The sequence below is a fragment of the Cupriavidus sp. UYPR2.512 genome (assembly GCF_000379565.1).
Classification (GTDB): domain Bacteria; phylum Pseudomonadota; class Gammaproteobacteria; order Burkholderiales; family Burkholderiaceae; genus Cupriavidus.
On sequence record NZ_KB903152.1, the window covers coordinates 12,984 to 29,654 of the forward strand.

Consider the following 16,671-nt stretch of genomic DNA (forward strand, 5'->3'; position numbering starts at 1 on the left):
GCGTCTCAATAATTGCCGTGCCCATGTATTGCGCCGCAACAGCGCGCAGGGCTAGCACGCAGCTGCCGGCTGAATCGGGGGATGTTGTGCCGGCGGCCGGCCGGACACCAACATGAAAGGAATACGCCGATGGATGCCACTACCTTTGATAACCTCAAGGCCCTGGTTGTCACCTACGCGACAGAATTCGGGGTCAAGATCCTGGCGGCCTTTGCCTTCTGGGTCATCGGCCGCTGGCTGATCCACTTTGTCGTGCGCATGGTGCAGAACGCGCTCGGCAAGCAGAAGGTCGATCCCACGCTGCTGCGCTATGTCGGCTCGATCGTCACCGTGACGCTGAACGTGGTGCTGGTGATCGGCATCCTCGGCTATTTCGGCATCCAGACCACGACGTTTGCCGCACTGATCGCCGCCGCTGGCGTGGCCATCGGCATGGCCTGGTCGGGGTTGATGGCGAACTTCGCTGCCGGTGCGTTCCTGGTGGTGCTGCGCCCGTTCAAGGTGGGAGACTTCGTGACGATCGGCGGCGTGACCGGCACGGTGCGCGAGATCGGCCTGTTCGCGACCTCGCTCGACACACCAGACAATGTCCAGACCGTGGTTGGCAACAACAAGATCTTCAGCGATACCATCCAGAACTTCACGGCCAACCCGCACCGGCGCGTGGAACTGAAAGCACAGCTTGCCGGCAGCACCGACACCGCTCATGCGGCAGCGCTGCTGAAGGCCCGCATCGCGGAGATCCCCAACGTGCTGGCCGTGCCCCCGGTCGATGTCGAGATCCTGGAGTTCACGCTGGTGGGCCCGGTGCTGGCGGTGCGTCCGCACTGCCACAACGACCACTACTGGCAGGTCTATTTCGATACCAACCGCATCATCCGCGAGAGCTTCGGCCAGGCCGGCTATGCCGCACCGATGCCGGCGCAGATGGTGGTGGTGCAACAGGCTGCCGCGCAGCAGGCCGCCGCGCAACAGGCCGCCTGATGACGACTCGCAGCCGGTGTCAACGGGGGCCTGAGCGCCCGTAGTAGCGCATCAGCACCGCACCCGCGCCGCAGGCCGCCATCACCACGCCCAGCGGCAGCGCGGTGCCATCGCGCCACAGGCTGACGGCCGCGCCGCCCAGCGTGCCGAGTGAAAACTGCAGCGTGCCCATCAGCGCCGAGGCCGTGCCGGCGCGATGGCCCTGATGGGCAAGCGACAGTGCCGACGCATTCGGCGATACGCAACCGAGCGCGCCGATAAAGACGAAGAAGCCCGCCAGCAGCACCGGCAGCACCGCCACGCCTGCAAACGCGGCAACCGCCAGCGCCAGGCCCGCTACACAGGCCGCCAGCAGCGCACCCCCGAGCACCTGGTCGAGCGAGCGGCCGCGCACCAGCCTGGCGTTGAGCTGCGACATCGTGATCAGGCCCAGCGCATTGGCGCCGAACACAAAACCGTAGTGCGACGGCGCAATGCCGTGCAGCTCGATCAGCACGAATGGCGAGCCGGAAATATACGCGAACATGCCCGCCGAGCCGAAACCGGCAGACAGCGAGTAGCCGAGGAATTCGCGATCCCGCAGCAGCTCGGCGTAGCTTTTCGCCACCGTGCCGAGCCGCAGCGGCGCCGCGTGGCGCCGGTCCAGCGATTCTTCCATGCGCAGGTGGACCAGCAGCAGGATCAGCATCCCTGCCACCGCCAGCACCCAGAAGATCGCGCGCCAGCCCGATATGGTGAGAATGGCGCCGCCGACGATCGGGGCCAGGATCGGCGCAACCCCCATCACCAGCATCAGCGACGAGAAGGCGCGCGCCGACTCATGCGCCTCAAGCCGGTCGCGGATCACCGCGCGTGCCATCACCATGCCGGCGCAGCCCCCCAGCGCCTGCAGGAAGCGCCACAGCATCAGCGACTCCACGCTGCGTGCCAGCGCGCAGCCCACCGCGGCGGCCACGTAGAGGCACAGGCCGACATAGAGCGGCGGCTTGCGCCCGAAGCGGTCGCTGAACGGCCCGTAGAAAGCCTGCCCCAGCGCCAGTCCCACCAGGAATGTGCCGAGGGTCAGCTGCACCTGGCCGATGTCCACGCCGAGATCGCCAGCCAGCGACGGAAAACTCGGCAGGTACATGTCGATCGACAGCGGCGCGATCGCCATCAGCGAACCGCAGATCAGCAGCCAGGCGGGGAAGCGTGCGGGCGAGGCAGCGCGGGTGGAACGGGGCATGGAAAGTATCCGGGGGAACGGCGTTGTCACGCACGGCCAGCCTGCTTGCGCCGCGGCCCGCGCCTGCAACCCGTGAAAAGGCGCAATTGTTGCACAGCATAACGAAGTCGGTACGGCGCTGGCGTACCGGGTTTTGAAACAGTCGTTCAGAAGAACTGCCCTGCCAAGATCCGGTTCGATGTTGCTGGCGAAGTTGGCGTTATTGGTGAATAGTGGTGTCAGGCCATTTGCGATCCCGCCAGCGCGAATCCGGCGCTGCAGATGCCCTTGCCGGGTGGCGCGGCTTTCACCTGCGGCAAGGTGGAGGGTACAATGCCAGCCTGTCGGCGCAAGCCACACCGTCGGCCACGCGGAGACGGACGACAGTATCGGTCCCGGCAACGTTAGCCTGCATGAGAATACGACACACGCCGCTTCCCGCTTCGCTAGGCCCGGCCGCACTCGCGGCTGCGCTGCTGTTGCCGCTGCCCCTGCCCGGCAACGCCGCGCCGGTGCAGGCGCGCAATGTCGCCGCCTCGGCGCCGGTCCCAGCGATCGATGAGGCCGACCCGCTGTCACGCATGCTCAAGGGCGCTGCCACCGGCCAGAACACCGGCGCTGCCGGCGTGCCCGAATTGCTGCGCAACACCACGCGGCCCGACAACGTGCTGGCACGCGCCTGCCGCCAGCTCAACGACGCCCTGCCGATCGAAATCGACGGCGAAACGCGGCTGCGCCGCTGCCAGTCGATCCCCGGCAAGCATGTGCTGTTCCAACTGGAGCTCACCAACTACCGCGGGCCGATGCTGGATCTGGCCAGCTTCGAGGTCAACTACGCCGCGCCCCTGCAGCGCAACATCTGCGCCAACCGCGACGTCGAGATCCTGACCAAGCTTGGCATCAGCCTGATGTTCCGCTACATGACGCGCAAGGACCGTGGCGAGCGCCGCATCGGCGATGTCTACATCAACGCGCCCATCTGCACGGCGGCACTGCGTTAGCCAACACAAACAAGAATCGATTGCAATTGACGCGGGACGGCACGCCACCCGCGAAAAGAAAGACGGCCCGCAGATGCGGGCCGTTCTCGTTTGGGACAGTCCCGCTCAGGCAGCGCGCGGGCGCAGCGGCAGCACGTTGGCCGCACGCCGCACCAGGATGCGCGTGTCCTTCCAGCCAGCATCGGCCAGCGGCGAACCCCACACCAGTTCATGCAGGCGTGCCAGTGCAAACGGGTTGCCCAGCAGCACGTGCTTCTGCGCGGGGGTCAGCGCACGCGGGCCATGCGTGAGCGCATGCTCGACCAGGGCCTCATGGCGCCTGCGTGCCGATACCGGCTGCACCACGCGCGGCGTGGCGGTCGCGCACATCAGCGCATTGGTAACCGGGTCCACCACGGCGTCGACAAAGTCTGGCGTTTCGGCCGCGGCTTCGACATGCTGCTGCGTCTCGACGATCTCGCGCGGCACCTGCGTTTCCTCAGGGATCATGAAGAGGCCCGCATTGCGCGAGGCACGACCGAACGACACCCGCGACAGCATCACCGAAAGCGGGATCGACAGCGCCAGCGAGCCCACGATCGGCAGCAGCCACAGCACGTAGGACGGATTCAGCCAGTACACCAAACCACCCCAGGCCAGGCCCAGCGCGGTGTGCCAGCCGTGGCGGCGGAACGCTTCGCCCCAGGTGGTCTCGGTGTCTTCACGGGGGGGCGACTTCCACGAGATGCCCCACCCGCTGTACGCGGCGATCACGAACTTGGTGTGGAACAGCATGCGCGTGGGCGCCAGCAGCGCGGACAGCAGCACCTCGATCAGCATGCTGGCAATCAGCTGCACCGCTCCGCCATAACGCCGCGCCTGCTTCATCAGCAGCACCACGCTGGCCAGCTTGGGCAGGAACAGCAGCGTCGCGGTGGCGGAGAACAGTGCCAGCGCCTTTTCGGGATGCCATTCGGGCCAGGTCGGGAACAGCTGGTATTGCTGCGTGAAGTACTCCGGCGGCACCAGCGCGTGCTTGGCCAGCATCGCCGTGGACAGCAGCAGGAACAGCAGCCACAGTGGCGCCGACAGGTAGGCCATGATGCCGGTCAGGAACACCGCGCGGTGCACCACGTGGAAGCCCTGCTTGAGCCACAGCCGGAAATTCATCAGGTTGCCCTGGCACCAGCGGCGGTCGCGCTTGACCTCGTCCAGCAGGTTGGGCGGCAGTTCCTCGTACGAGCCTTCCAGGTCGTAGGCAATCCACACGCCCCAGCCGGCGCGGCGCATCAGTGCGGCTTCGACAAAGTCGTGCGACAGGATTTCGCCCGACAGCGGGCCGCGGCCGGGCAGCGGCGCCAGCGCGCAGTGCTCGATGAACGGATGCACGCGGATGATGGCGTTATGGCCCCAGTAGTGCGATTCACCCAGCTGCCAGTAATGCAGGCCGGCCGTAAACAGCGGCCCGTACACGCGCGTGGCGAACTGCTGCACGCGCGCGTAGAGGGTCTCGCGGCCCACTGCCAGGGGTGCGGACTGGATGATGCCCGCACCGGGGTTGGCTTCCATCAGCCGCACCAGCGTGGCCAGGCAGTCGCCGCTCATCACGCTGTCGGCATCGAGCACTACCATGTAGCGGTACTTGCTGCCCCAGCGGCGGCAGAAGTCGGCCACATTGCCGGTCTTGCGCTTCACGCGGTGGCGGCGCCAGCGGTAGAAGATCCGGCCGAAGCCGCCGACGGCGCGGCACAGTTCCATCCATGCGTCATGCTCGGCGGTGCGCAGGTCCGGATTGCCGCTATCCGACAGCACGATGAAATCGAAGTTGGACAGGTGACTGGTGCGCGCCAGCGATTCATAGGTGGCGCGCAGTCCCGCGAACACGCGCGTCACGTCCTCATTGCAGATCGGCATGATGATCGCGGTGCGCGCCTCGGGCGCTATCGGCCCGTCGGGCGCGGCCGAACGCGAGATCAGGTGGCGGTCGCCGCCCTTGGCCAGCACCAGGAAGCCCATCATTGCCGTCCAGAAGCCGGCCGACACCCATGAGAACAGGACGGCGAACAGCACCAGGATGGCGATTTCGAGCGGATCGGCGCCGTGGTACGGCAGCACGTTGCTCATGAAGTACGTGGCCAGCACGGTCTGGATCACGACCAGGCCCAGCAGGAACCAGCGGCGGTGCGAGCCGGCCGGATGCCATTTGCCTTCGGCATCGGGACCGTCGTGCAGCGTGTCCCAGGTCTCGGGCACGGGCGGACGGCCCAGCATGCGGCGCCAGGTATTGCGCAGCCAGCCGGTGACGATATGCGGCGGCCACTGGCGCGGCACCATCGAGCTGCGCTCGGGCTCGGGGCCGGTGTCGACCTTCACGGTGCCGTCTTCGCGCCGCTGCAGCAGCGGCGCGCCATCCACCTGGGGATTGCCGTATGCCATGGTGAAACGCCGGCCGACGGAGGCGTAGGCACTGCCGCCTTGCGCGGGCGGCGTGTCCTTGGCCGCCAGGCGCGACTGCAGGCGCGTGATCGCGTCCTGCGCATCGCGGCCGTCGGGGGTAACAGCGATCACGGGGGCAACGGATGCCATGGGCGTGACCGGTGCGACTGGCGTCGCGGCCGCGCCGTCCGCCAGCAGTTCGCTGCGCACTTCAGGCGATACCGGCAGGCGGTCGACATAGCGCTCGCATGCCGCCGCCTGGGCCGGTCGCTGCTTTAGCCGGGGGGTAAGATGTAGCTCCACGTCTCGGATAGGGTTGTATTACCGTTGCGAAGGTAGCCGCGCAACTCAACCGGCTTGGTTTCGTCCTTGCGGCGCATCACCATGGTCATGCGCCAGCCGCCGGTTGCCTCATTGCGCTGCACCGACGTTTTCAGCAGCTCACCGTTGGCATCGGCCGAAACCACCGGGTCGATGCGCACGTTCGCCGGCAGCTTGCCGAAGGCCGGGCCTTCGAAGTCCACCACCAGCGAAAAGCTCGTGTCTTCCTTGTTGCGGGTCTGGCCCTGCCCCAACCGGGTCTGGGTCACCCACGACAGCGGCGGCTGCTGTTCGCCGTCCTTCTGCCACAGCAGCCGGTACTCATAGTCGAAGGGTTGCTTCGGCTTGGGCGGGTTGTCCGGCACCCAGTACGCGACGATGTTGTCATTGGTCTCGTCCGGCGTCGGGATCAGCACCAGCTCTACCCGCCCCGAGCCCCAGTTGCCGCGCGGCTGCACCCAGCCACTGGGCCGGCGCTCATACCATGAGCCGATCTCCTGGTAGCTGTTGAAGGTGCGGTCGCGCTGCATCAGCCCGAAGCCCTGCGGATTGGTCGCCGCGAACGAGGTGACCAGCAAGCGCTTGGGATTGATCAGCGGGCGCCAGACCCATTCGCCGGTGCCCAGGTGGATCGACAGGCCGTCAGAGTCATGCACCTCGGGCCGGAAATCCTGCGCGGCCGACGGCTGGTTCTCGCCGAACAGGAACATGCTGGTCAGCGGCGCCAGACCCAGCTTGGTCACGTTCTCGCGCAGGTAGAGGCGCGACTTGACCTCCATCGCGGTCTCGGCGCCGGGCTTGATGGTGAAACGGTACGCGCCGCTCATGCGGCGCGAATCCATCAGCGCGTAGATCGTGATCTCCTTGGCATTGGGGCCGGGACGCTCGATCCAGTATTCGACAAAACGTGGGAACTCCTCGCCCGAATTGAGCGCGGTGTCGACCGCCAGGCCGCGTGCCGACAACCCGTACCACTGGTCCTTGCCGAGCGCGCGGAAATAGCTCGCGCCCAGGAACGACGCCAGCTCATCCTTGCGCTTGCCCTGGTTCAGCGGATACAGGATGCGGAAGCCCGCGAAGCCCAGGCCCTTGAGCTTGCCGGCATCGACCTTGTGCGGGCCGTAGTTGAATGCGGACGGGTCGAAGCGGAATTCACGCACGCTGTTGCCCACCACTTCATGGATGCGCACGGGCTGGTCGAACACCATGCCCTCGTGGAAGAACGACAGCTCGAACGGGGCGCGCGTGCCGCGCCAGGCAAAGCGTTCGGGCTTGTATTCGATCTCGCGGTAGCGCTCGTACGACAGCTCGCGCAGCTCGCGCGGCAGGTTCTGCGGCGGCGCCTTGTAAGGTGAGGCAGCCAGCTGGTGCGCGCGCGCCGCCACGGTGTCGAAATCGAACGCATGGGCTGCCATGGCACACAGCGCCAGCGCGCTGCCACCAAGCCAGGCTGCGATCCGCGCACCCGCCCGCGCCGCGCGGCGGCGGGCCCCCGGCCCGGCGGCGGGCAAGGGATGGGTAACGGACAGGCGTGGCGTGGCGATCTGTGACATGTATGCCAGGGTGAGCGGTTGAATCGGGGTGACCGGCATCGGCGGTCAGAACGAAGGACGACACAGCAAGAGACGGGCCCGACGCCGAGTGGCGAGGCCCGGACACGAGGCAGACGGCCCGCGGGGCACTGTGTCCGGTTTGTTGCGATGCGCAATAAACCATAACAATTCGAGACGCAGAAGTCACGTTTCGATCACGCAAGGTTTGAAACAAAATGTTGGCCAGGTTGCCCGAAAGCCGCTCCGGACAAGGCTTTGCGGGCGCCGGGGTCACACGGCCGCAAGTCCCGGCGAGGCCAACCTCTGCCGGTTGCGAGAATCTGGTGCAGATCGGGGCCGGCCGGCAGCCGGCCCCATTAATACAGTGTTACTTTTTAGCGCCTTCGCTGTATGGATCAAACTTGCCGCTCTTGGCGCCTTCGGAATACGGATCGAACTTCCCGCTCTTCATGCCGCCCTGGCTGTATGAGTCGAAGGACTTCTGCGCGCCGCCCTGGATCGGCTCCATCTGGTCAGGGCGGGCTCCCGGGTTCAGCGAGGTCACGTTGTCGCTTTTTGCGCCATCCGAGTACGGGCTGAATTTGTCCTGCTTGGCGCCGTCGGTGTAGGGATTGAATTTGTCGGCCTTGCCCGTGGTCTGGGCGTGCAGCGTGCCGAATGCGCAGGCAAGTGCCAGGCCGATGGTCAGATAGCGCAGCTTCATGGGATCTCCTCTCGCAGGGGGGAAAGGCGCTTGCCGTGCAAAGCGCACAACAGGCGCCGCTGCCGGCCAACGCGCAGCGCAGGGGCAACAATGAACGCTAGGTCAGCGGCTGACAGGTGTCAACCGCACCGAGCGCTGCTGCGGCGCTGCATTGCGCTTACAATGCCACCCAAACGCCACCACGAAGCCACAAGGAATCGTCATGCTGCCTCGGCCATCCGACCCTACCGCCAGCCCTGTCCGCCCTGCCCTGCGCGCCGCTGTCACTGGCGCGCTTGGTGCCGCCCTGCTGTTTGCCGCTGCGGCACCGGCGCAGGCGTACTTCGACAATTACCTGAGCGGCACCATCATCGGCACCCTCAACGACAAGGAAGGCGCATCGCTGGCCAAGTCAGTGCGCACGGCACTGAACGATACGGCCGACGGCAAGACCGTTGAATGGACGTTCCCCGCGGCGGGGCGGCGCCAGCAGATCGACGGCACCATCACGCCGGTCGAAAGCAAGACCGACAAGGGCCAGCCCTGCCGGCGCCTGAAGTCAGACCTCAAGCGCGGCAGCGCTGAAGAGCACTGGAGCGGCTGGTTCTGCAAGCAGTCCAACGGACAATGGAAGTCGCGCCAGGTGGCTGACTAAGCTGGGCTGAGCGCTCGCGCCGCCGGCGTTCATGCCGCGCGCGACGGCGCGCGCTGCGGCCGCGCTGCCGGATCGACCTGTGGCGACCCGGGCGCCTCGTACCACTTGGCCCCGGGCACGTAGACGGTCTTGTCCGGTGGCGACATGATCTGCACGTCGTCGGTGTTGAACTGGTCCTCTGCACCGCCTTGAAGGTTTTCGACACCAGCCGCTGCAGCGCGCGGGTAATCAGCAGGACCACCGCCACCGTGACCAGCCTGGCTTGCGGCGGCGGAAGCCTGCGGCAGCGGACCAAAAAAAAGGAGGCCGAAGCCTCCTGTTGCGATCCGCCCGACATGCCCGGCTTTATCCCCCCGGAAGACACGCAATGCGTGCCGCAGGGCTGTCCTGCGCGCGGCGGGTCCGCGCCATGCAGGCACGGCCAGCCATCATCTGCGTGGCGGCATGGCAGTCACGGGCGCAGCCTGCATCCCCGCTTGCCGGGGAGCCGTGCGCCCGCCGCCATCGTCAGCGCGCTCAGGCGCCTTTGTTCTTCATCGGATCCTTGGCCGCAGGCGCATGGCTCTTCTTCTTGCTGCTGGTCTTCTTGGCCTTGGCCTTGCTGCTGTCCGCCTTGGCCGGCGCGGCCTTGTCAGTCGAAGCAGCCGCCGGGGTGGCAGGCGTTGCCGGAGTCGCCGGAGTCGCCGGCGTCTGCGCCATCGCGCCCGCACCAAACATTGCCATCGACAGCATGACGATCCATTTCTTCATTTCCATCTCCTCGTTTGCGCTGCAGGTAGGTATGGCAGGGATGCCTGCCATGACTGGCGCTTTTGCGCTCGCGCCCTGTCACCAGCATCAACGAGAAAGGTTTGCGCGCCGTTGACCGGGACAAACCCTGATAGGGAGCTGGATAGGGAGCCGTGGATCGCCGGTCGCCGCCGGGCTTACCTGCACAGCTTGCGCAGCAACTCTCCGGCAATCGTGCCGGGGCCAGCGGTCTGGAAGGTGCCGTACTGCGGCGCGCGGATCGTATAGAGCGAGTCGCCGCGCGCAAAGCGCTTGCTGTAGAGCGTCTGCTCGACCACGGCGAACATGGACGTGGCGCAGTTCAGCACCATGCGCTTGAGCGACGAGCGGATCGGCTCGCCGCTGGCGGTGCGGATCACGCCCGACGGCGAATTGCGCATCACCTCCACGCCAACTTCAGTGCCCTGGCGGCGCACCGCGGACTGGTCGAAATAGGAAATCACGCCATTGGCACCCATCAGGGGCAGCCATCGTTGCGGATCGGGGGCGGCGGGATCGGGTGCCGCGACCAGGCGGCAGCCTTCCCTGGGCGTGGACCGGAACACAGTGCCGGCGCCGGCGACCTGGCACTCGTACAGGCCGGCGGCCGCGGCCGGGCGGCTCGTGCTGGAAGGAACGGCGGACGGGGCCGGGCCGGCGCTGCCTTCGGCATGCGCATGCGGTGCGGCCAGGCCGATCAGGCAGCCAGCAAACGCGGCGGCGCGCCTAAAAATGCGGAACACCATGGAATTGCCCTCATATAGACGGGAAAAAAGCGATCCGCATTGTCGCACAGGAAGCACGCATCCCGGCACCGTTTGCATGCCGGTGTGCGTGCAAACGGCGACTTTTCAGTCGTGCAGGCGCCGCCAGGCCACCAGGTCCTCAATGGTCAGCACCGGCAACTGGTACATCTCGGCAAAGGCCAGCGCCTCCGGCCGGCGCGCCATGGTGCCATCCGGGTTCATCAGCTCGCACAGCACCGCCGCCGGCGACAGGCCCGCCATGCGGGCCAGGTCGACCGAGCCCTCGGTATGGCCGCGGCGCACCAGCACGCCGCCGTCGCGCGCCACCAGCGGAAACACATGGCCCGGGCTGACCACCGCACCGGTGCCCGCATCCCCCGCAATGGCAGCGCGGATGGTGGTAATGCGATCGGCGGCGCTGACACCCGTGCTGACACCTTCGCGGGCTTCGATCGATACCGTGAAGGCGGTGCCATACTGGCTGCGGTTGTGCTCGACCATCGGCCGCAGGCCGAGGCTGCGCACCTTGTCCTCGGTCAGGCACAGGCAGACGATGCCGCTGCATTCGCGGATCATCATCGCCATGTTGGCGTTGGTCAGGCGTTCCGCGGCCAGGATCAGGTCGGCCTCGTTCTCGCGGTCGTCATCGTCGAGCAGCACGACCGGCCGGCCTTCGCGCATGGCGTCCAGCGCCTGCGCGATGCGCGCGGCCAGGGAACGGGGGTCGGCATCGGCGGCAAGATCGGCGGACACCTCGGGTGCAACAGCTTCGGTGGAAAGGCTAGGCATGAAACGCTCCTTGTTCAGCATCAATGGGCGTTCCAGGGGAAGGATCAACGGAGTTGCAGCGCCGCACGCCGCGCCTCAAGCGCACGCACGAACAGCCGCGCCCTGCGCGCGGCGCAAGGCAACAGCAAACCGCAAGGCCGGGCAAGGCGCCAGGCCGCGCGGGCAAGCTCCGCCCATCTTCTTTCATCCGGACTATGACCGTCGGCCCTGGCCTCTCACCAGGTCTGCTGACCCCGCACGGGAATGCGAGCGCTCGCGGGCTCACCGGGACACGCACTGCGCGCCGCGGCATACCGCCGGTGGGGACTTTCACCCCGCCCTGAAGACGTAACGAACCGGCGCGGCCATGTAGCCGGCGTCGGCCCGCGAATGTTAGCACGATTGTTATTTTTTCTTTGCACGGACCCTGGCCCACGTTTGGGCATGTCCGACATCGCAAGGTGGCTTCCCGTGTACTACAAATAAGGGAGGGAGGCAGCGCATGTGCAAGCGGTGCCCGCAGTGGCGGCCGCCTCATGCCTTGCCGGACAACAACGCAGCACCTCTTCATCCGTGCTTCCCATGCGCCGACACGAACAAGAAGCCAGACCAGACCGCCATGTGAGTTGTTCCTCCTTCCATCCGTCCCCGCGCTGCCGGCGTGCGTGGCAACAGCGAGTGCGCCGCACTGTCGCCGCGGGCCTGCTTGCCCTGCCCTTGTGCCTGGGAGCGACGGCGCGCGCCGCGCCTGCCGTGCAGCTTGGCTACGGCTTCGACGATACCCACGACGTGCAGAAGGCCGAGGTTGCCATGTTGTGGGATTCGGGCTTTGCGTGGGGCAATCCGCAAGGCTGGCAGGTCGACCTGCAATGGGAGGTCAACGTTGCGCGCTGGCACAGCAGCAGCGACAACCAACCCAACGACCTATGGGAGTTCGGTGCCTCGCCGGTGGTGCGGATCGCATGGTGGCGCCACACCTGGGTGCCCTTCCTTGAACTGTCGGTCGGGCCGCGCCTGCTGACCAGCACGCACACCTCGGGCGACCACGACATCTCCACTGCCTTCCAGTTCTCGGAGTACGCCGGGATCGGCCTGACGGTGGGCAAGGACCGGCGCTTTACCGCCGGCTACCGCTTCCAGCACCTGTCCAATGGCGGCATCAAGCAGCCCAATCCTGGCACCAGCTTCCACGTCATTTATCTGCGCTACCGCTTCTGAGCGCCGGCCGCTGCAGCGCGCCCTGCGTTTCAAACAGGGTGCGGGTGGCATCGTCGGCCGGGAAGAAGCATTCGATGCGCAGCTCCTGCAGCGTGATGTCCTGTGGAATGCCCAGCGTGGTCAGCGTCGAGAACAGCGACGCGCGGAACGCGCCCGCATGCAGCACCACCGGCAGCAATGGCGCCGGCGGGCCATCGGTGCCGTCGTCCTCGCGCAGCAGCACGCCGCCCGGCCCGACCATGTCAGGATGCCAGGCGGCGATGCGCCCGAAGATCTCGCGCGCGGTCTGGTCGTGGGCCTGCACCTGCAGCTCCTGCCACACGCGCCGCAACAGGTAGCGCCCGACCTGGCGCGCGTTCTCGATCACCGGCCACAGGCCCTGTGGATCAAACACTGTCAGCATCAGGTTGATCCTGTGGCTGCCTTGCGCGAGCGATGCCGGCACGCGCTCGCCCAGCAGGGCATCGAGCATGCGCCGGTAGGCCAGGTTGGCATCCACCAGGTTCCAGAAGCGGTCCAGCACCACGGCCGGGTACGGCTCCTGCTTGGCCAGGATCAGCGCAATCGCCTGCTGCACCATCTGCAGCGGCGGCGAAGCCAGCGCGTGTTCGCTGTAGGCCGGGGCAAAGCCGCCGGCCAGCAGCAGCCGATTGCGCTGGCGCAGCGGCACGCCCAGGCGTTCCGCCAGCGCCAGCACCATTTCACGGCTGGGGCGGGCGCGGCCGGATTCCAGGAAAGAGATGTGGCGCTGCGATACCCCGGCCGCCAGCGACAGCGCTAGCTGGCTGTAACCGCGCTTGCCGCGCCAGTAACGCAGCAGGCCGGGGAAGTCGAGGGTGGCTTCGGAGGCGGGGGTCAGCGTTTCCATGGCTGCATTACAGCACGCGTTGGGACGCATGACCATTACCTGCCAGGTAATGACTCCAATTCAGCCACCGCATTCGGCTGGCCGGGCCGCGCCGCGCGCACCGCGTCGATCAGCAGGCGCATGGCCGGCGTCGCGGCACGGCGCCGGCGCACCACAATCCCATAGGGAACCAACTGCCCCCGCATCGGCACCGGCAGGACTGCCAGCGCGCCCAGCGAGCCGAAGTAGTCCGCGATGGCACCCGGCACGACGGCAATGCGGTCGCTCTCCGCCAGCAGCGGCAGCGTGCCCATGATCGACGAGGTCTCGATGATGTCTTCCGGCAGCGGCACGCGGTTGTCGCGGAAGGTCTGGTCGATGATCTGCCACATCGGCACGGCCGCTGGCGGGATGATCCAGGGGTAGCCAGCCAGGGCGGCCAGCTTGACGCTGCGCTTGCCCGCCTGCGGATGGCCGGCGCGCGCCACGATGGCCAGCGACTCTTCGAACAGTGGCTCGAAGTCGAGATCGTCGGCCACCGTACCCTCAGGGATGCGTCCGATTACCACGTCCAGCGCATCCTGCCGCAGAGCCTGCACCAGCACGTCGCTGGTATCGACCTGCATCACGATATGCAAATGCGGATAGCGCGCCTTGAGCGCGTTGATGACACCGGACAGCACCGAAGGCACCGGGGCCAGGATCGAGCCGAGCCGCACCTTGCCGACCTCGCCCGCGGCGATGGCGGCAAATTCATCATGCAGGGCATCCAGGTCGGCCAGCACCACGCGCGCGTAGCGGATCAGCGCCTCGCCGAATACCGTCGGCTCGATGCCGCGCGCATGGCGCGTGAACAGCAACGTGCCAACCACGCTCTCGAGCTCGCGCAATGCCTTGGTGACGGCTGGCTGGGACAGCGCCATCTGTGCGGCGGCGCGCCGCAGCGAGCGGTGCTCGGCCAGGGCCAGGGCCAGGCGCAGATGCCGCATATGCAGGCGTTTGCGCAGGGTGGAGGCACTGGAGAGGGTGGCGGGGAGGTCTGGCATGGTGGCCGCTCAGGCGGGACTTCGGCGAAGATCGGCCTTTATAGCATGCGCGCGTTAGGCAGCCCTGACGGCTTTGGAGCACCCTTAGCATCGTTGGCTTCGCTTCGCACCATCATTTGCGCCGGCGCTATGTGATAGAACCTCGCCGCATTCCCGGCCAGCACGCGCTGCCTGTCCACGGGATCCGGCAGCGCCTCGCACACCATGCCGAGAATCGTGCCGAAGTCCGCGCTCAGGCCCGAGACCGGCAGGTTGCTGCCGAACATCGCCCGCTCATGCCCGAAAATCGCCAGCACCTCGCGCACGATGCGGCGGTTGCCCTGCGCATCCCAGCGCCCGCCGGCCAGCCCGAATTCCGACAGCTTGACCGACACATTGGCGCAGGCGGCCAGCGCCTCCATGCCGGCGCGCCAGCTAGCCAGGCCCTCTTCCGAGCGATCCAGCGGCAGGCCCGCGTGATTGAGCGCAATGGGAACGCCCGGCAAGGCGGCCGCCACCTGGGCCGCCTCGCGCAGGTGCCAGAACGGTACCCGCAGGTCCCACGACAGGCCATGGCGTTCCAGCCGCGCCAGGTCCTCCAGCCAGGCCTGGTCCTGCATCGACCCGGGACGCCCTGCCACCGACTCGCCCGGCGCCGCCGCTGTCAGCGGTTTGCTCCGGATCCCCCTGACCCGCGCAAAACCAGCCTGGCGCGCCAGGAGTTCGGCGCACCCGGGGGTGCCGAACGGTGCGTAGGCCACCACCGCGGCAGCCATGCCGGGGCGCCAGGCTTCCCGGTGCAGCCACGCGGTCTCGTCGACGGCTTCGCGGCGGTCGCGTTCGGCCTCTACGTGCACAGTGGCCAGCACGGTGACGACGCTGGTGTCATGCGCGTACTGCGCCTCCAGGTAATCGCTGCGCAGGGCCTGGTAATCGCCGAGAAAAAAGCTCTGCGGCCGGTATTCGTCCTGCAGCCAGGGATAGCGGCCGCGCCCGAGTTGCCACAGGTGGTGGTGGGCGTCGACGATGGTCAGGCCTGGGGGCAGCGCGCCAGTTGCTACCCAGTTCATCGGCACTGCCTCGGCAGCGTGGCGGCCAGGGCGCCGGCCAGCACCAGCGCGGCAACCAGCAGGTAGACACCGGCGCCCGCGCCGACGCGCTCAATCAGCACGCCCGCCGCGTAGGGACCGCAGAATCCACCCAGGTTGCCCAGCGCATTGATCACGCCGCGCGCCACGCCGGCGTGCTCGGCGGCCAGCAGCCGCGGCGGCAGGGTCCAGAACACCCCCGCGGCGGACTGCAGGAAGAAGCCGCTGCCGACCAGCAGGCCATAGGACACCCAGGTATTGTCGTGCCACCAGACCGAACCGGCCAGGCAGGCAGCGAAACCCAGCAGCGGCCAGACCACGAAGGCCTTGCGCCGGCCGCTGCGGTCGGACAGCGAAGACATCGCGAGGATGCCGGCCATGGTACCCAGGTAGGGCAGCACAGCCAGCATGCCGACCTGCCCCATGCCGCCTCCGGTCAGGCCCTTCAGGATGGTGGGCAGCCACAGCGTGTAGCCGTAGATCCCCATCTGATAGAGAAAATTGACGGCAATCAGGCGCCAGATCACGTCCTGCGACAGGATGTGCGCCAACACCGCGCGCGTGCCGCCCGCGCCCTGCCCCACGTTCGCGCCAGCGGCGGCTGCCTGCTGCTCTTCCTCGCGCAGGCGGGCCAGCAGATAAGCCTTCTCTTCGGCCGAAATCCAGCGCGCCTGCTCCGGCCGGTCACAGGCCAGCTTCCACCACACGCCGAGGCAGGCCAGCGAAATCAGGCCTTCCACGATAAACAGCCAGCGCCAGTCGAGCGCCGCGATCACCAGCCCCGACAGCGGCGCGGTGATGATGCCGGCGATCGGCACGAACAGGATCACCAGGGCGTTGGCGCGTCCGCGTTCGTGGTCTGGAAACCAGTTGCCGACCATGGTCAGCACCACCGGCAGCATGCCGCCCTCGGCCACCCCCAGCGCAAAGCGCAGAATCAGCAGTTCGGTCTCGTTGCGCACCAGGCCGGTCAGCACGGAAATGACGGCCCAGGCCAGCATCGACCAGGCGATGAAATTGCGACCGCTGCCGCGCACGGCGAGCTTGCCGCCGGGAATCTGCAGGAAGAGATAGCCGACAAAGAAAATGCCGCCGGCCAGGCCGGCCATGCTGGCGCCGATCCCGAGCGCATCGCCCATCCCGCCCGGCATCGCGAAGGCGATATTGACGCGATCCATGTACGAGACGATGCAGACCATCAGGATCGGCGGGATGATGCGCCACCAGCGCTGGGCGGGAATGCCGGCGGCACCGGTAGGTGTCGCGTCAATAGCGACGGACGTGCCGGCGCCGGCTTGGTCCAAGCCTTTCATGATCTGTCTCCGTACTTATTTCTAGGTATCAGCCGCCGGCATCTGCGCTGCCTTCGCGGCCTTTTTGGTTGAAACGCCCGCTG

At 67.2% G+C, this 16,671-nt stretch carries 15 protein-coding genes and 1 riboswitch; of the genes, 4 read left to right on the forward strand and 11 right to left on the reverse strand.

What is annotated here, in order from left to right; all coding sequences use genetic code 11:
- Positions 1-129: 129 nt before the first annotated feature.
- Complete coding sequence (locus tag A3A5_RS0125825) at positions 130-984, forward strand: mechanosensitive ion channel family protein (protein WP_018313369.1); 855 nt, start codon at positions 130-132, stop codon at positions 982-984.
- 19 nt (positions 985-1,003) lie between these two features.
- On the opposite strand, the gene A3A5_RS0125830 is transcribed toward A3A5_RS0125825, so the two are convergent.
- The gene (locus A3A5_RS0125830) at positions 1,004-2,209 is read right to left on the reverse strand and encodes a Bcr/CflA family multidrug efflux MFS transporter (RefSeq protein ID WP_018313370.1); all 1,206 of its coding nucleotides are present in this window, start codon (positions 2,207-2,209) and stop codon (positions 1,004-1,006) included.
- 392 nt (positions 2,210-2,601) lie between these two features.
- Between A3A5_RS0125830 and A3A5_RS0125835 the strand changes: the two genes are divergently transcribed.
- Positions 2,602-3,189, forward strand: a complete 588-nt coding sequence (locus A3A5_RS0125835; RefSeq protein ID WP_026201131.1) for a hypothetical protein — start codon at positions 2,602-2,604, stop codon at positions 3,187-3,189.
- Between the two features lie 105 nt (positions 3,190-3,294).
- Here A3A5_RS0125835 and mdoH read toward each other — a convergent pair whose 3' ends face one another.
- The 3 genes from mdoH to A3A5_RS0125850 form a co-directional block, all read right to left on the reverse strand.
- Positions 3,295-5,907 (reverse strand): glucans biosynthesis glucosyltransferase MdoH, encoded by a 2,613-nt coding sequence (mdoH, locus tag A3A5_RS0125840; protein ID WP_081623988.1) that lies wholly within the window; start codon positions 5,905-5,907, stop codon positions 3,295-3,297.
- The gene (locus tag A3A5_RS0125845) at positions 5,880-7,478 is read right to left on the reverse strand and encodes a glucan biosynthesis protein G (RefSeq protein WP_018313373.1); all 1,599 of its coding nucleotides are present in this window, start codon (positions 7,476-7,478) and stop codon (positions 5,880-5,882) included. Before A3A5_RS0125845 ends, mdoH begins: the two co-directional genes overlap by 28 nt.
- Positions 7,479-7,845: 367 nt before the next feature.
- A complete protein-coding gene (locus A3A5_RS0125850; protein WP_018313374.1) occupies positions 7,846-8,181 on the reverse strand; it encodes a hypothetical protein in 336 nt (111 codons plus the stop codon).
- 202 nt (positions 8,182-8,383) lie between these two features.
- Between A3A5_RS0125850 and A3A5_RS0125855 the strand changes: the two genes are divergently transcribed.
- The gene (locus tag A3A5_RS0125855) at positions 8,384-8,815 is read left to right on the forward strand and encodes an RT0821/Lpp0805 family surface protein (RefSeq protein WP_018313375.1); all 432 of its coding nucleotides are present in this window, start codon (positions 8,384-8,386) and stop codon (positions 8,813-8,815) included.
- A 516-nt stretch (positions 8,816-9,331) separates the two neighbouring features.
- Here the strand turns inward: A3A5_RS0125855 and A3A5_RS0125865 are convergent.
- From A3A5_RS0125865 to ribB, 3 genes are all read right to left on the reverse strand, one after another.
- On the reverse strand, positions 9,332-9,565 hold the full coding sequence (locus tag A3A5_RS0125865; RefSeq protein WP_018313377.1) for a hypothetical protein: 234 nt from the start codon (positions 9,563-9,565) through the stop codon (positions 9,332-9,334).
- Between the two features lie 176 nt (positions 9,566-9,741).
- Positions 9,742-10,329 carry a surface-adhesin E family protein gene (locus A3A5_RS0125870; protein WP_018313378.1) on the reverse strand — a complete coding sequence of 196 codons (588 nt, stop codon included), beginning with the start codon at positions 10,327-10,329 and terminating at the stop codon, positions 9,742-9,744.
- Between the two features lie 105 nt (positions 10,330-10,434).
- Entirely contained in the window at positions 10,435-11,118 is a 684-nt protein-coding gene (gene ribB, locus A3A5_RS0125875; protein WP_026201132.1) for a 3,4-dihydroxy-2-butanone-4-phosphate synthase, read from the reverse strand.
- 171 nt (positions 11,119-11,289) lie between these two features.
- A riboswitch (FMN riboswitch) is annotated at positions 11,290-11,449 on the reverse strand.
- Positions 11,450-11,775: 326 nt separating this feature from the next.
- Between ribB and A3A5_RS0125880 the strand changes: the two genes are divergently transcribed.
- The gene (locus tag A3A5_RS0125880) at positions 11,776-12,315 is read left to right on the forward strand and encodes an acyloxyacyl hydrolase (RefSeq protein ID WP_018313380.1); all 540 of its coding nucleotides are present in this window, start codon (positions 11,776-11,778) and stop codon (positions 12,313-12,315) included.
- Here the strand turns inward: A3A5_RS0125880 and A3A5_RS0125885 are convergent.
- Genes A3A5_RS0125885 through A3A5_RS0125900 form a run of 4 tightly spaced genes read right to left on the reverse strand, consistent with a single transcriptional unit; the run spans position 12,290 to position 16,588 of the window.
- Complete coding sequence (locus tag A3A5_RS0125885; protein WP_018313381.1) at positions 12,290-13,183, reverse strand: helix-turn-helix domain-containing protein; 894 nt, start codon at positions 13,181-13,183, stop codon at positions 12,290-12,292. The two genes, A3A5_RS0125880 and A3A5_RS0125885, sit on opposite strands and share 26 nt — an antisense overlap.
- A 35-nt stretch (positions 13,184-13,218) precedes the next feature.
- Positions 13,219-14,208 carry a LysR family transcriptional regulator gene (locus tag A3A5_RS0125890; protein WP_026201134.1) on the reverse strand — a complete coding sequence of 330 codons (990 nt, stop codon included), beginning with the start codon at positions 14,206-14,208 and terminating at the stop codon, positions 13,219-13,221.
- 38 nt (positions 14,209-14,246) lie between these two features.
- Positions 14,247-15,257 carry an amidohydrolase gene (locus A3A5_RS0125895; RefSeq protein ID WP_018313383.1) on the reverse strand — a complete coding sequence of 337 codons (1,011 nt, stop codon included), beginning with the start codon at positions 15,255-15,257 and terminating at the stop codon, positions 14,247-14,249.
- Positions 15,254-16,588, reverse strand: coding sequence for an MFS transporter (locus A3A5_RS0125900; RefSeq protein WP_018313384.1), 1,335 nt, complete (start codon positions 16,586-16,588; stop codon positions 15,254-15,256). The genes A3A5_RS0125895 and A3A5_RS0125900 overlap by 4 nt, the downstream gene beginning before the upstream one ends.
- Positions 16,589-16,671: the final 83 nt, after the last annotated feature.